We start from the raw sequence: 14,312 nt of genomic DNA on the forward strand, positions 1-14,312 counted from the left end.
TCAGAAGACGAAGCGCACGCCGGCCGTCAGGTTACGCCCCTGCAGCGGCGCCGCTTCCTTGATGAACGAGGTGTGGCTGAAGGCCAGTTCGTCGGTCAGGTTGTTGATGCGCGCGTAGAGCTGGGCCGGCACGCCGCCGATGCGGGTCGTGTAGTGGGTGCCCAGGTTGAGCATGGTGTAGCCGCCGGTCGGTTCTTCGAAGGCGGCCACCCTGTCCTGGGTGCCGACGCGCGAGAGCTCGACCATGCCATGCCAGGACTGCCAGTCCGCGTTCAGGCGCACGCCGATCCGGTGCGCCGGGATGCGCGGGATGTTCCGGTCGCCGCCGCCATCGAAGCGGGCCCGCACCAGGTCGCCGAACAGGGTCGCATCGAACACCGGCGAGAAGCTGTGGCGCAGCTCTCCCTCCAGTCCCGTGAAGACCGCGTCGCGCTGGGCATACTCGACCAGCTGGAAGCCTTCGTGGTCGTCGAGGGTGTGGGCATGGATGTAATTGCCGACGCGGTTGCGGAAAGCGCTCAGCGAGAAAGTGGTGGCGCCGGCGAACTTGCGCAGCGTGAGGTCGACGTTGTTCGAGGTCTCCTTTTGCAGGTCCTCGTTGCCGATCTCGTAGGTGCTGGTGGCCAGGTGCACGCCGTCGGCGTACAGTTCCTCGGCGGTCGGCAGGCGGTGGCTGCGCGCCAGCGAGGCCCGCAGCGAGTAATCGGGCGCGAACTTCCAGACCGCGCCGGCGGCGACCGATGTGCCGCGCGCCTTCGTGTCGCCGCGGCCTGGCGCGTCGACCTCGATCCGCTGCCGCTCGTGGCGCAGGCCCGCTTCGAAACGCCAGTCGCCCAGGCGGTATTCCTCGGTAGCGAACAGCGCGTCCTTTTTCGTGACCGTCGGCGGCACGTAGCCTTCTTCGCCCTCGGTGCGGAAGTCGCGCTGCGTGGTCTGCACGCCGACGACGCCGCGCAGGCCGCCGACCGGCACGTGCTCGAGTTCGACGCGTGCATCGTGGGCCTTGTTGAAGAAGCTGGTGGCCACCACGCCCTCTTCCAGTTCGTCGTGGCGATAGTCGGTGAACGAGGCGCGCAGGCGGGCCTTGCTGAAGCCGGCCAGCGGGTTGCGGTATTCGCCGCGCAGGTCCCAGCGGTCGCTGTCGAGCTTTACGACAGGGACTTCTTCGGCGCCGTGCTCGTGTTCGTGATCGTGGCCCTCGTGTTCGCCGTGCCCCTCGTGCCCCTCGTGCTCATCGTGCTCATCGTGGCCGCCGCAGTGCAGGTGGTCGCCATGCGGATGGCAGCTGCCGAATTCATGGTTGTGCCCCGGGATGCCGTATTCGTTGCGTTCCTTGGTGTACGCCGCGCCGAGGTAGCCGCGCGCGCCGATCCACGACAGGCCGACGCTGCCCGATTCGGTCTTCCTGAAGCTGCCGGCGACCTTGCCGCCTTCGCTCCAGCCGTCGCCCACGCGATAGGCGCCGGCGTCGCGCTTGACGCCTTCGGCGTGGACGGCCACGCTGCCGGCGCCGCCGGTGACTTCGAAGGCGCCGGTCTTCTCGCGCGCCGCCGAGTTGCCGCGCAGTTCGGCGCTGCCTTCGACCGGCGCGGCCGGCATCGCGCTCGGGATCTTGCGGTCGAGGATGTTGACGACGCCGCCCACCGCCCCGCCGCCATAGGCCAGCGCCGAGGGGCCGCGCAGCACCTCGATGCGCTCGGCCAGGAGCGGCTCGAAGCCGACCGCGTGGTCCGGGCTGATGGTCGAGGCGTCCTGGATCTCGGCGCCGTCCGACAGGATCTTGACGCGCGGCCCGTCCATGCCGCGGATGACCGGGCGGCTGGCGCCGGCGCCGAAGTGGCTCGAGGTGATGCCCGGCTGGTTGGCCAGGGTCTCGCCCAGGGTCGACTCGCGGGCACGCACCAGGGCGCCGCCGGAGAGCGAGGTGACAGGCGTGATCATGTCGTCGCCCAGCAGGCCCAGCGCACTGGCCGACACCACCACGGTCGGGATACTGTCGGGATCGGCCTGCAGCCTGGCGCCGGCCGATTGGGCATGGGCGCCGGGCGAAACGCCGAAAGCGAACAGGATGGCCAGTGCAAGCGGGGTGCGGCGGCAGGTCAGGGAGGGCATGAACGACTTCCTTTCGATGAGTGAGCGTGCACGCGGCGGGCACACGCCCCCGCGCTTTCTCGATAATGATAAGTCATTCTCATTAAAAGCTCAACCGAGGGCGTGCGCCCTGCCGGCGTCATGCAATCAGGCAACGCGGCGAAACAAGCCCGGATAGTGCAGGACGAGGCCGTCCTCGCCGACATGCAGCTCGGCCTGGAAGGCGCTGTCGACGCTCTCGAAGCGGACGAGCCGAGGGCCGAGCCGGGTGTAGGCCTGCCGGGCCGGCACCACCGTCAGCTCGGGTACCTGGATCCAGGCAACGTCGATTTCCCGACGTTGGTGGAGCGCCGCACCAAGGCGGCGGATGGGCAAGGTGTTGGTGAAGCAGCTGGCGGTGAGGTCGACGTCGATGCAGCCGTCGAGCGCGGCGATGGCTACGCCGTCGCGCTCCTGCCAGCGGCCCAAGCCGTCGGCGTACAGCTCCAGGCGGGCGCCGCCCGCCACCTCGACGAGGACCTGCCTGGTGCGCCAGGCCTTGTCGCAGCGGATGGCATAGAAGGCGCCATAGTCGGCGCCGGACTCCGTGCCGGCGACGACGCCCTGCGCAACGATGGCGTCCCCCTCCTCGCGCAGCACCATGTGTTCGATCCCGATCCCGGTCTCGGGCATCCAGCGGCAGGTCTTCATGGCGGCTCCTCGCGTCGGCGCGGCCGGGCACGGCTTGCCGCGAGGGCAAGCGCTGCCGGCCAGGAAAGCGGGATGATACGCCCGGCCGCCTTAGCGCGCCGTCAGGAACAGCACGATCACGACACCCAGCGCGATCAGCAGCACCTGGGGGATCGACTCCTTCACCGTTGCTCTCCTCTGCATCTGCGGCATGAGGTCGCTCACGGCGATGTAGATGAAGCCCGAGGAGGCGAACACCAGCACGTAGGGAATCAGGCCGCTGGCCTGGTCGAGGGTGTAGTAGCCGAGCAGGCCGCCCGCCACCGACAGCAGGCTGCACAGCAGGTTGAAGACGTAGGCGCGCAGGCGCGAGAAGCCGGCGTTGAGCAGCACGATGAAGTCGCCGATCTCGGTCGGGATCTCGTGGGCGACGATGGCCAGCGCGGTGACGATGCCCAGCTCCGGGTTGGCCAGGAAGGCGGCCGCGATCAGGATGCCGTCGACGAAGTTGTGCATGCCGTCGCCGACCAGGATCATCCAGCCCGACTTGCCGGCCTCGCGCGCGTCGTGGCCATGTCCGTGGTGGTGGCCGTCGCCCTCGTGGTGGTGCGAGTGGCGCAGCAGGGCCGCTTTTTCGAGCAGGAAGAAGGTCAGCAGGCCGGCCAGCAGCGTGGCGAACAGTTGATGGGTGTCGGCGCCGGACTCGAAGGCTTCGGGCAGCGCGTGCAGCAGCGTGGTCGAGAGCATGATGCCGACCGACAGGCTGACCAGCCGCTCCACCATTTTGGAGAGCAGCGTGAACGAAAATACCGCCGCGGCCGAGATGCTGACGACGCCGGCGATCAGGGTCGCCAGCAGGATGGAGATGAGAATCGGGTCGATGTGAAGCCTCTTGTTCTGTTCTTGTGCGGCGCGCCCGGCATCGCGCTTGTTTGCAATGCGCTGCGCTGCGCGGCAAGCCGGGCATTGTACAGTGCCCGGCTCATGCGCGTCTCACTTCAAGAGATCACACTACGCCGTGGGTCCGGAACCAGTCGAGGGCGCGCTTCCAGCCGTCTTTCGCGTCAAGCTCGTTGAAGCTCGGGCGGTAGTCGGCGTGGAAAGCGTGTCCCGAGTTCGGGTACACCACGAAGTCGGACTTGCTGTTGCCCTTCGCGAGCGCCGCCCGCATGCGCTCCACCGATTCGAGCGGGATGCCGGTGTCCTTCGCGCCGTACAGGCCCAGCACCGGCACCTTCAGGTTCTGCGCGACGTCGACCGGGTGCTTGGGCGAATTGGCGCTCGCCTCGCCCACCAGGCGCCCGTACCAGGCCACGCCTGCCTTGACCTTCGGGTTGTGCGCCGCGTACAGCCAGGTGATGCGACCGCCCCAGCAGAAACCGGTGATGCCGAGCTTGTCGGTGTCGCCGCCGCGCTGCCTGGCCCAAGTGACGACCGTGTCGAGGTCGAGCATGACTTGCGCGTCCGGGGTCTGCGAGACGATGTTCTTCATCAGGTCGGCGATGTTGGCGACCTTGGTCGCGTCGCCGGCGCGCACGAACAGGTCGGGCGCCAGCGCCATGTAGCCCTGCTTGGCGAAGCGGCGCGCCACGTCCTTGATGTGCTCGTGCACGCCGAAGATTTCGGAGATCACGAGGATCACCGGGGGATTCGTCTTGCCCTCGGGCTGGGCGCGGTACACCGGCACGTCCTGGCCGTTGATGACGATGATGTGGTCGCCTGCGGACAAACCCGCGGTATCGGTCTTGACCATCGTTTGCGCCACGACCGGCAGGGCCGCTGCCGCGAAACCCGAGCCGACGGCCGCCTTCAGGAACACGCGGCGGTCGACGCCCTCTTCGATGCTGCGGGCGGCAAGCAGGCTGTCGCCATCCTGTACGAGATCCTTCATGTGCATCCCCTCCGGTCGTTGGTTGTCAGGCTGACTATCTTACCGCGACATGGGGGCTTGCGCATGAGCACACAATGCGAAAGGCGCCAGATTGGGGCAGCCTGTGCGCATCAGTTAATTCATGGAATTATTTGCCTGGCCTCGTTGCTACAGACGGGCGCCGATCATCATCTGCACCTTATGCGCGAGCGCGCTGATCTCGAACGGCTTCGTCATCACTTCCATTCCAGGATCGAGCTGGCCATTCCCGACGGCCGCGGTATTTGCATACCCGGTCACGAACAGCACCTTGAGCGTCGGACGGCGCATGCGGGCGGCGTCGGCGACCTGCCGGCCATTCAATCCTCCGGGGAGGCCGACATCGGTAACCAACAGGTCGATATGCACATCCGAGTCGAGTATTTGCAGGCCGGCAGGTCCGTCATGCGCCGTCAGCACACGATAGCCGGCATCGGCCAGGATTTCCTCGACGATGTCGCGCAGCGCGTGCTCGTCTTCGATGAGGAGCACCGTCTCGCCCTGTCCCGACTTGATGGTGAGCGCATCCTCGGGCTGTTCTTCCTGCATGGCGCCGGCATACCTCGGCAGGTACAGGGACATGGTGGTGCCGCGTCCCACCTCGGACTGCACGCGCACCTGGCCCTCCGACTGGCGCACGAAGCCGTAGACCATCGACAGGCCCAGGCCCGTGCCCTCGCCCAGGGGTTTGGTGGTGTAGAAGGGATCGAAGATGCGGCTCATCACCTCGGGAGGCATGCCGCTGCCCGTATCGGTGACCGAGAGCAGGACGTACTGGCCTGGCGGGATGTCGCGTTCGCCGGTGCGCTCGTCGACCGAGGTATTCGTGGTCGCGAGCTGCAAGGTGCCGCCGTCCGGCATCATCGCGTCGCGGGCGTTGATGCACAGGTTGAGGAGCGTGTTCTCCAGCTGCGACGGATCGACTTTCGTCAGCCAGAGGTCTTTTTCGCTCAGCACGTCGACCACGACCGTGGGACCGGCCGAGCGGCGGATCAGCTCTTCCATGCCGGCGATGAGGCGGTTGACGTCGGTGGGTTTGGGGTCGAGCGTCTGCCGGCGCGAGAAGGCCAGCAGCCGCTGGGTCAGCGAGGCGGCGCGCCGGACCGACGATTCGCCGATCTCGATATAGCGGTCCAGCGCGCCGTACTGGCCGCGCTGCAGCTTGAGTTTCAGCACTTGCAGGCTGCTGCTGATGGACGCCAGCAGGTTGTTGAAGTCATGCGCCAGGCCGCCCGTCAGCTGGCCGACGGCCTCCATCTTCTGCGCCTGGCGCAGCGCTTCCTGCGCCAGGGCGAGTTCGGCTTCGTGCGCCTTGTTGGCGCTGAGGTCGCGCCCGACGGCGACGAAATTCTCGCCCTCCGCCTCCGGCGCCACGGTCCACTCGATATGCTTCCAGCCGCCCTCCCGGGTGGCGATGCGGTTCTGGAACCGGGTCGGCTGGTGGCTCTCGGCCATCCGCGTGATGGCGGCCAGCGTGCCGGGCATGTCGTCGGGGTGCATGAAGCTGGCATAAGGACGCGTCAGCAGTTCGCCCTCGCTCCAGCCCAGGACACTGGTCCACGCCGGGCTGACGGCGGACATGGTCCCTTCATAATTGGCCCGGGCCAGCATGTCCTGCGAAAGATCCCAGAGGCGGTCTCGCTCCGCGGTGCGCGTGACCAGTTCCGCTGCATGCTTTTTCTCTGTCGTGATGTCGCGGCCGATCGCATAGATCATGTCGCCGGCCGGCGCCGCCACCCAGGAAATCCAGCGGATAGAACCGTCCTTGTGCCGGTAGCGGTTTTCGATCGCAAGCCGGCCGCCGGCCGCCGCCTTTCGGTAGGCGCTGACCGCTGCAGCATGGTCCTCGGAAATAACGAACGCGTTCACGTGTCGTTCGACGAGTTCTTCCGGCACGTAGCCGAGCAGTTCCTCCCAGGCAGGATTGACGCGCCTGATTACCCCCTCGAAGTCGATGACGAGCATCAGGTCGGGCGAGATATTCCACATGTGGTCGCGCTCGGCCGTGCGCGCGGCGACCTGGCTCTCCAGCGTCTGGTTGAGCTCCCACAGCCTGGTTTCCGCAGTCTTGCGGGCGGTGATGTCCTTGAAAATGATCGCGACCTGGCGCCTGGCGGCCGGCTCGATGCGGAAGCATGCCGCCTCGAGGTGGCGGTCGGTGGCTTCGAGTTTGCGTTCGAAGCGGACCGGCTCGCCCGTCTGGAGCACGTTGCGGAAGATCGCCACCCAGGCATCGGCCTCGCTTTCCGTCAGCGCTTCGCGCGCCGTCTTGCCGACGATGTGGGAGATGCCGGCATGACGCATGTACGCCGGATTGGCTTCCAGGTGCACATAGTCCGATAGCGGGCCGCGCGGGCCGTCGATGAACTCGACGACACAAAAACCTTCGTCGATCGTGTCGAACAAGGTTCGATAGTGCGCTTCGCTATCGCTCAGCTTGTGCTCGTTCTCCGAGGCGGTGACGGGTTGAAATTCGGACATGCGGAACTCGGAATGGGTAGGCTCGGACGATAGCACACTTGGGTGAAAGCATCTTCCAGGCCTGGCCCCGGCTGTCCCTCAAGCCAGCACGATCCTGTCTCGCCCGGTTTCCTTGGCGTGATACAGCGCCCTGTCCGCCCGCCCGATGACCTCGTCACAGGGCTCGCCTGGATGGCGCGTGGCCAGGCCGGCCGAGAAGCTGATGCGCACGCCCTCGAGTCCCGGCACGGCCATGGCGTGCACGCGCTCGGCCATGCGCTCGAGCACGGCGCGCGCATCCAAGGCGGCCGTATCAGGCAGCAGCAGCAGGAATTCCTCGCCGCCCCAGCGCGCCAGCACGTCGCGGGTGCGCAGCGATGCGCGTGCCGCGGCGGCGAAGGCGCGCAGCACGGCGTCGCCGCCGGCGTGGCCGTAGCGGTCGTTGACCTGCTTGAAGAAGTCGATGTCGATCAGGGCGATGCAGGTGTCGTCGGCAAAGGCCTGGCGGCGCTCCTCGGCCTCGAGCACGCCGTTCATGTGGCGGCGGTTGACCAGCGAGGTCAGTTCGTCGACGGTGGCCAGCAACCGGATCGTCTCGAGCGCTTCCGACAACTCTCCCTTCTGGTATTTCAGGCGCGTGCGCAGCTTGCTCATTTCGCCGCTCAGGAGCGCGGTCGACATCAGGGCGCCGGCGAGGTAGCCGAAGGTGATCGCTTCGGTCGCCGGCGGGAAGCGCACCGGGTCCACCGACTGCATCCACCACATGGTCGCGCCCATGCCGAGCACGGCGCTGGCGGACAGCATCAGGGTCTGGCGCGGGCGCAGGGCGAACATGCAGAACACGATGATGACGACCGTCATCGACAGCATGGCCGCGCGCAGCGGCCCGGAGATGGCGTAGCCCCAAATGGCGCAGGTCAGCGAAAAAACGGCCTGGGCGACCGCGAGCTGGTCGGGCGCGAGTTTCAGGCGGGCGTTGGCCCGGATCAGCAGGTAGAAGGCGCTGGCGCCGCAGGCGCCGAACATGGCCAGGCCGTGCGCAGCGGCAGCATTGCTCAGGCCCTGGCCGACCTGTGCCATCAGCAGGCCGATGCAGACGACGTAGAGCACGCAGGTTGCTGCCCAATACTGGAGCATCCGGTGCAGGCCGGGCTCTTCGCTGATCAGGAAGACGGCGAGGCGGCGCAGTACGCTCATGGCCGCTCTCCCCCGGGGAGGATCCGGCTGGCTTGCCTGCGATGCAGGGGCGTGGCTCGATCAATCTGATGCGTCATCGGGTTCGGATACGGATGCGGGAATGCATGGCACAGAAGTGCACAACCGTTCAGACTTTACCGAATACGCATATCAAAGTCGAGATATTTACATCAGGAAAGAAACAGGAAAGCGCTGATAGTTTCTATACAACAACACAGTCGGGCGCCGCTCGCTGGCGCCCGGCTGTCCGTCTCACGCTGGGCCGATTACGGCGTCAGCGTGAAGTTCACGCCGGCCTGGTTGCCGGTGGCGATGCTGACCGCGTCGACGCTCTTGGCCGCGTAGCCGTTGGCCGAGGCGTCGACCCGGTAGGTGCCGCCGGTCACATTGGCGGCCGCCGCGAAGACCAGCGGACGCGCCGTGGTGTAGGCCACGAACTGCGGCGCGGCGACCGGCAGGTTGGCAATCGTGTAGGCGCCGGTGGCCAGGTCCGCGCCCTGGTACTTGATGGTCACCGTCGGGCCGGCCGCAAAGCTCTGCTTGGCCGCGACGTAGGCCACCTCGGTGCTGCTCGGCGGGGTCATGGTGACGGTGCCGCCGATGCTGCCCATGGCGCTGGCGGCCAGCGTCAGCGGCGCGGCCGTGGTCGAGAGCGAGGTGGTGCTGGTGGTCGAGGCGACCGGCACGGCGCCGATCACGGCGGCGGCGCTGTTGTCGGCCGTGATCACGACGTCGTAGTTGCCCGGGGCCAGGCGCGACAGCAGGAACTCGCCGGTGGTGGCGTTCGGCGTGGTGGCGCTGACGATCGTGCCGTTCTGCTGGGCCGATACGGTCACGTTGTTGACCAGCAGTGCCGGGCTGATGACGCCGGAAATGCCGTTGATGGCGCTCGGTAGCATCTTGACCACCGGCTTGAGCGCGTAGGCGCCCTTGCCGCGGGTGACGACCGACTTGCAGGCGTCGAAGTCGATGACGACGTCGGCGCGGGCGCCGGCTTCCACCGTGAACGAACCGTTCAGCTTGATGCCGCTTTGCACCGCGCTCGGCGTTTCCAGCGGCTGCTCGGTCTTGCTGCCGGTTGCCAGCACGGTGTTGGCGGTGCCGCTCGCGTTCCCGTCGAGCACCAGGCGCAGCTGGTTGTACTGGCCGGCCTCGAGCGAGGTCTGGCCCAGGGTTTCGAGCACGCCATTGGTCAGGTTCAGCAGGTTGATCTTCTTCGGGGTGGCCAGCGTGATGTCGGTCCAGCCGGCATCCGTGTCGCTCGCGGCGGCGCTCTTGTTGACGCGCACCTTGGTGACGGTGACGTTGACGGCGTCGAAGCCGCAGGCCGGGGCGTCGGTCATGGCGACGTTCAGGGTGCCCATCGTGGCGACCGGCGCCGGTGCGGCCGGTGCCGAGTCTCCGCCTCCGCCGCCACAGGCGGTCAGCGTGGAGACTGCGATCAGGCCGCCAAGGATGAGGCAGGAACGAAGCGGAGTAAATTGCATGGAAATCCTTTCAATGGTTGCTCGCCAGACAGGCGTTGAAAGGACTCTAGCATTCCTCAAGGCAACTTTTGTGTGAAATCGCGCACTTTGAAACGTTTCATTACAACTGAAACATTTAACTGTTGGCTTAACACAACTTTACATCTTGAACGGCCCAGGCGCCATCCGGAACCTACTCCGCCGCGCTGACCGAACCCAGCCCGGACACCGACTTGTTGACCGAGCGCGGCTTGCCGAAATAGCTGAGGCTGCCCATGCCCTGCACCGCCACGTCGAGCCTGTCGCTGGCATACACCTTGACGTCGCCCACGCCCTGGAAGCGCACGTCGGCGTCCCTGGCGATCAGGGCTTTGGTATCGACCTCGCCCACGCCTTCGGCCCGCATCCTGAAGGTGTTCACTTTGCCGTTGACCTCCATGCGGCCGGCGCCGCGGTAGTTCACGTCGAGCCGCTCGCCGCGTACGTTGTTGAGCTTGATTTCGCCCGCGCCTTCGACACTGAACGCGCGCAGCTGGCCCACCTTGACGACGACCAGGCGGTCTTCGCCGCTGATGGTATTGAAGCTCTTGTCGCGCATGCGCAGGCGCAGTTCGCCGTCGACGACTTCGCTGACGACGTTATCGACGAAACGGTCGCTGCCGCGCACCAGCACCGACTGCCGGGCCGCGCCGGCGTCGACCGTCACGCTGATCGGACCCTGCACGTTGATCGCGGTGAAGGGCGCGGCGGCGCGGACCTGGTCGGCGGCATGGGTGGCGGTGGCGGCGAAAGCCAGGCTAAGGGCGAGTACGAGACGGCGCATGATGGTGTCCTCTGGATGAAAGTGAGGCCATCGTAAATTGGGGCGCCGCACCGGGTGTGGTTTTTGCGACGGACTGCAGAATTGGCTGCCCGTGCTGCGCGGGCAGCCAAGGTTGTCACGCCGTTTGCGTGCGCAGGTACTCGGCAATCGCCTCCCCGACCTGGGTCGTGTTGGCGTCGCCGCCCATGTCCGGCGTGCGCGGCCCTTGGGTGAGGCAGGTTTCCATGGCGTGCACGATGGCGTCGTGGGCTGCGGTGTAGCGCGCGTCGCCCTGCCCCAGGAAGTCGAGCATCATCGCGCCCGACCAGATCATGGCGATCGGGTTGGCGATGTTCTTGCCGTAGATGTCGGGCGCCGAACCGTGGACCGGCTCGAACAGCGAGGGGAAGGTCCGCTCCGGGTTGAGGTTGGCCGAAGGCGCGATGCCGATGGTGCCGGCGCAGGCCGGGCCGAGGTCGGACAGGATGTCGCCGAACAGGTTCGAGGCGACCACCACGTCGAAGCGCTCGGGCGAGAGCACGAAGCGGGCGGCGAGGATGTCGACGTGGTACTTGTCCCATTTGACGTCGCCGTACTGCTCGCCCATGGCGGCCACGCGCTCGTCCCAGTAGGGCATCGAGATGGCGATGCCGTTCGATTTGGTGGCGGCGGTCAGGTGCTTTTTCGGGCGGCGCTGGGCCAGCTCGAAAGCGTATTTCAGGATGCGGTCGGTGCCGTGGCGGGTGAAGACGGCTTCCTGCAGCACCAGTTCGCGCTCGGTGCCCTCGAACATGCGCCCGCCGACCGAGGAGTATTCGCCTTCCGTGTTTTCGCGCACCACGTAAAAATCGATGTCGCCCGGCTGCTTGTTCGCCAGCGGGCACGGCACGCCGGGCATCAGGCGCACCGGGCGCAGGTTCACGTACTGGTCGAATTCGCGGCGGAACTTCAGCAGCGAACCCCACAGCGAGATGTGGTCGGGCACCGTATCGGGCCAGCCGACCGCGCCGAAATAAATCGCCTCGAAGCCGTCGAGCTGCGCTTTCCAGTCGTCCGGTATCATCTTGCCGTGTTTCGCGTAGTAGTCGCAGTCGGCCCATTCGAAGGTGGTGAATTCGAGCTTGATGCCGAAGCGGGTGGCGGCGGCGTCGAGGGCGCGCAGGCCTTCGGGCATGACTTCCTTGCCGATGCCGTCGCCGGCGATCACGGCGATCTTATGGGTCTTCATGGGTGTCTCCTCCAGGGTGCTCAGGGTATGAATACGCTCAGGATAAACGAATACAGGACGTTTATAATCAGCTAATTCGTGATACCAAAGGCCACGCTACGTGAACAATCCCATCGAAAACGACGACCTGCGGGTGTTCGTCACCGTGGTGCGCAAGAGCAGCTTCGCGGCCGCAGCCGAAGAGCTCGGCATGTCGCCGGCCTATGTCAGCAAGCGCATCGGTGTATTGGAAGGCATCCTGGGCGTGCGCCTGTTCCAGCGCACCACGCGCCGCGTCGTCATCACCGAGGACGGCGAGCAGGTGTATGCGCGCGCCCAAACCATCCTCGACAGCCTGGCCGACCTGGTCGACGAAGTCTCCGGGCGGCGCCAGGACCCGGCCGGCCAGCTGCGCATCTGCAGCAGCTTTGGCTTCGGACGCAACCTGGTGGCGCCCGCGATCGCCAGGCTGGTCGCCGCCTACCCCGGTCTGCAGGTGCGCTTCGAGGTTTTCGACCGCCTGGTCGACCCGGTTGCCGAAGGCTTCGATCTCGACGTGCGCGTGGGCGACGAGATCGCCCCGCACCTGATCGCCCGCAAGCTGATGGCCAACACGCGCATCCTGTGCGCCGCCCCCGCCTACCTCGCGCGCCACGGGGCCCCGAAAACCCTGCAGGACCTCGCCGGCCACCAGTGCCTGCCCATCAAGGAACGCGACCACCCCTTCGGCGTCTGGCGCCTGCGCGGCAGGAATGGCGAAGAAACCGTGAAGGTGTCGGGGCCGCTCTCGACCAACCACGGGGAGATCGCGCTGCGCTGGGCCTGCGACGCCGCCGGCATCGTGCTGCGCTCGCGCTGGGACGCCCAGCCCCTGCTCGACGCCGGCACCCTGGTGCAGGTGCTGCCCGAGTACACGCAGGAGGCGAACGTGTGGGCCGTCTATCCGCAGCGCCTGGCCGGCTCGGCGAAGCTACGCGTGTGCGTGGAATTTTTGGAGCAGCACCTGGCGCTGCCGCGCGACGGCGACATGTAGTACGCCTGGCAAAACCGGTCGGCATACCGCCAACAGACGAGCGAGCAAGCAAGCAAGCGAAAGGGGCGCCCGATGAGCTTCCTGTCAAGCTGTGGTTTATCCGAAACAGCCTGCATGTGGAACGCAGAATCAGACCGCTGCCCGTGCCTTCACGCAATCTACGCTATGCTTACCTGTTCGACAGTTCGGACACAAGGCATGATGCGTATTTTCTTCTTGGTATCTGCGGGCGTCACCAAACCCCCGCACGGCAATCCTGCCGACCCCAACCGCAACTGGAAGCGAATGGAGCGCACCTGATGTTCCATCTGATGTTCAGTTTGCCCTGCGTGGTCGTGCTGGTGCGCTGGCTATTGCCGCTGCCGTTATCTGGGCGCACAAAGCTGGCTGGCGCCGTCGTGTTGGCGCTGGCCTCGCAATATCACCTGTGGTCGCGCTTTTCTTCCGGCAGCGTGTTTTCGCCGGAATTTTCAAAATCTCTCATCATCCTGTTCAACTGGGCCTTTGGCGCCATGTTGCTGCTGGCTGTGTTCCAACTGTTGCTCGATGTCGGCGCACTGATGTTCGCACTGATCCAGCGTCGTCGCGTGCTGATCGCTGCGCGCCTGCGCGGCGCGATCGGCGTCACAGCCATGCTGCTGGCCGCGCTCGGCGTCATGCAGGCGATCAAGCCGCCGCCGTTGAAGGACATACAGATTACAGTGAAGGACTTGCCGCGCGAATTCGACGGCTATCGGGTGTTGCATCTGACCGACCTCCACATCAGTCGCCTGTTCGACGCAGCATGGACGCGCAAGGTCGTCGATGATGCGAATGCGCTCCGGCCGGACCTGGTGGTCATCACCGGTGACCTCATCGATGGCAATGTCGCGCAGCGCGAGGCCGACGTAGCCGCGCTGCGTGACTTGCGCGCTCCGGACGGAATCTGGGTCATCCCCGGTAATCACGAGTACTTTTTTGGCCACCGCGCATGGATGGCGTATTTTGCGGGGCTTAACATGAGGCCTCTGGACAATAGCCATACCATCATCCGTCGAGGTAGCGGGCAATTGGTGCTCGCCGGCGTGAACGACGTGACTGCTTCTCGCACCGGCGCTCCTGCGCCCGACCTTGATGCGGCGCTCCGCGGTGCGCCGGCCGGCGTGCCAGTCGTGCTGCTCGATCACCAGCCCAGGAATGCCCGCTTTTCAGCCAGCCGTGGCGTCGCGCTGCAATTGTCCGGCCATACGCATGGCGGCATGATCATCGGCCTCGATCGCGTGGTGGCACGGGCGAACAATGGCTTCGTTTCAGGCCGCTACGACGTCGACGGCATGACGCTGTACCTGAACAATGGCACGGCACTTTGGCCGGGCTTCGCGCTTCGGCTTGGCGTGCCTGCCGAGCTGACGCGCATCACGCTGCGGCGTCAGACGCCTTGATCTCGCGCTCCAACAGCGATACAGGCGGTTATGAGGCTCCAAGGGGCAGCACTAGCC

At 66.2% G+C, this 14,312-nt stretch carries 11 protein-coding genes; 2 read left to right on the plus strand and 9 right to left on the minus strand.

Annotated elements, in window-relative coordinates:
• The 9 genes from ACWCIA_RS15095 to ACWCIA_RS15135 all read right to left on the minus strand — a co-directional run bounded on the left by ACWCIA_RS15095 (nucleotide 1) and on the right by ACWCIA_RS15135 (nucleotide 11,822).
• Nucleotides 1-2,112, minus strand: a complete 2,112-nt coding sequence (locus ACWCIA_RS15095; protein WP_454164565.1) for a TonB-dependent receptor domain-containing protein — start codon at nucleotides 2,110-2,112, stop codon at nucleotides 1-3.
• A 126-nt stretch (nucleotides 2,113-2,238) separates the two neighbouring features.
• Entirely contained in the window at nucleotides 2,239-2,781 is a 543-nt protein-coding gene (locus ACWCIA_RS15100; RefSeq protein ID WP_454164567.1) for a putative glycolipid-binding domain-containing protein, read from the minus strand.
• A gap of 90 nt (nucleotides 2,782-2,871) precedes the next feature.
• Nucleotides 2,872-3,543 carry a ZIP family metal transporter gene (locus tag ACWCIA_RS15105; RefSeq protein WP_454164569.1) on the minus strand — a complete coding sequence of 224 codons (672 nt, stop codon included), beginning with the start codon at nucleotides 3,541-3,543 and terminating at the stop codon, nucleotides 2,872-2,874.
• 223 nt (nucleotides 3,544-3,766) lie between these two features.
• Nucleotides 3,767-4,651 (minus strand): dienelactone hydrolase family protein, encoded by an 885-nt coding sequence (locus ACWCIA_RS15110; RefSeq protein WP_454164571.1) that lies wholly within the window; start codon nucleotides 4,649-4,651, stop codon nucleotides 3,767-3,769.
• A 147-nt stretch (nucleotides 4,652-4,798) separates the two neighbouring features.
• On the minus strand, nucleotides 4,799-7,150 hold the full coding sequence (locus tag ACWCIA_RS15115) for a PAS domain S-box protein (RefSeq protein ID WP_454164573.1): 2,352 nt from the start codon (nucleotides 7,148-7,150) through the stop codon (nucleotides 4,799-4,801).
• A 78-nt stretch (nucleotides 7,151-7,228) separates the two neighbouring features.
• Nucleotides 7,229-8,326, minus strand: coding sequence for a diguanylate cyclase (locus ACWCIA_RS15120; RefSeq protein WP_454164575.1), 1,098 nt, complete (start codon nucleotides 8,324-8,326; stop codon nucleotides 7,229-7,231).
• A 266-nt stretch (nucleotides 8,327-8,592) separates the two neighbouring features.
• Nucleotides 8,593-9,813, minus strand: coding sequence for a DUF4382 domain-containing protein (locus tag ACWCIA_RS15125; protein ID WP_454164577.1), 1,221 nt, complete (start codon nucleotides 9,811-9,813; stop codon nucleotides 8,593-8,595).
• Nucleotides 9,814-9,985: 172 nt separating this feature from the next.
• Nucleotides 9,986-10,615, minus strand: a complete 630-nt coding sequence (locus ACWCIA_RS15130; protein ID WP_454164579.1) for a GIN domain-containing protein — start codon at nucleotides 10,613-10,615, stop codon at nucleotides 9,986-9,988.
• A 115-nt stretch (nucleotides 10,616-10,730) separates the two neighbouring features.
• On the minus strand, nucleotides 10,731-11,822 hold the full coding sequence (locus tag ACWCIA_RS15135) for a tartrate dehydrogenase (protein WP_454164581.1): 1,092 nt from the start codon (nucleotides 11,820-11,822) through the stop codon (nucleotides 10,731-10,733).
• Between the two features lie 100 nt (nucleotides 11,823-11,922).
• Between ACWCIA_RS15135 and ACWCIA_RS15140 the strand changes: the two genes are divergently transcribed.
• A complete protein-coding gene (locus ACWCIA_RS15140) occupies nucleotides 11,923-12,834 on the plus strand; it encodes a LysR substrate-binding domain-containing protein (RefSeq protein ID WP_454164583.1) in 912 nt (303 codons plus the stop codon).
• A 299-nt stretch (nucleotides 12,835-13,133) separates the two neighbouring features.
• A complete protein-coding gene (locus ACWCIA_RS15145; protein WP_454164584.1) occupies nucleotides 13,134-14,255 on the plus strand; it encodes a metallophosphoesterase in 1,122 nt (373 codons plus the stop codon).
• The last annotated feature ends 57 nt before the right edge of the window (nucleotides 14,256-14,312 follow it).

The organism is Massilia sp. SYSU DXS3249, from assembly GCF_053668055.1.

Excerpts from the sequence above, each read along its gene's own strand:
- ACWCIA_RS15110 (WP_454164571.1), bottom strand. The coding sequence starts at position 4,651 with ATGAAGGATCTCGTACAGGATGGCGACAGCCTGCTTGCCGCCCGCAGC.
- ACWCIA_RS15135 (WP_454164581.1), bottom strand. The coding sequence starts at position 11,822 with ATGAAGACCCATAAGATCGCCGTGATCGCCGGCGACGGCATCGGCAAG.
- ACWCIA_RS15100 (WP_454164567.1), bottom strand. The coding sequence starts at position 2,781 with ATGAAGACCTGCCGCTGGATGCCCGAGACCGGGATCGGGATCGAACAC.
- ACWCIA_RS15115 (WP_454164573.1), bottom strand. The coding sequence starts at position 7,150 with ATGTCCGAATTTCAACCCGTCACCGCCTCGGAGAACGAGCACAAGCTG.
- ACWCIA_RS15125 (WP_454164577.1), bottom strand. The coding sequence starts at position 9,813 with ATGCAATTTACTCCGCTTCGTTCCTGCCTCATCCTTGGCGGCCTGATC.
- ACWCIA_RS15105 (WP_454164569.1), bottom strand. The coding sequence starts at position 3,543 with ATGGTGGAGCGGCTGGTCAGCCTGTCGGTCGGCATCATGCTCTCGACC.
- ACWCIA_RS15145 (WP_454164584.1), top strand. The coding sequence starts at position 13,134 with ATGTTCCATCTGATGTTCAGTTTGCCCTGCGTGGTCGTGCTGGTGCGC.
- ACWCIA_RS15120 (WP_454164575.1), bottom strand. The coding sequence starts at position 8,326 with ATGAGCGTACTGCGCCGCCTCGCCGTCTTCCTGATCAGCGAAGAGCCC.
- ACWCIA_RS15095 (WP_454164565.1), bottom strand. The coding sequence starts at position 2,112 with ATGCCCTCCCTGACCTGCCGCCGCACCCCGCTTGCACTGGCCATCCTG.
- ACWCIA_RS15130 (WP_454164579.1), bottom strand. The coding sequence starts at position 10,615 with ATGCGCCGTCTCGTACTCGCCCTTAGCCTGGCTTTCGCCGCCACCGCC.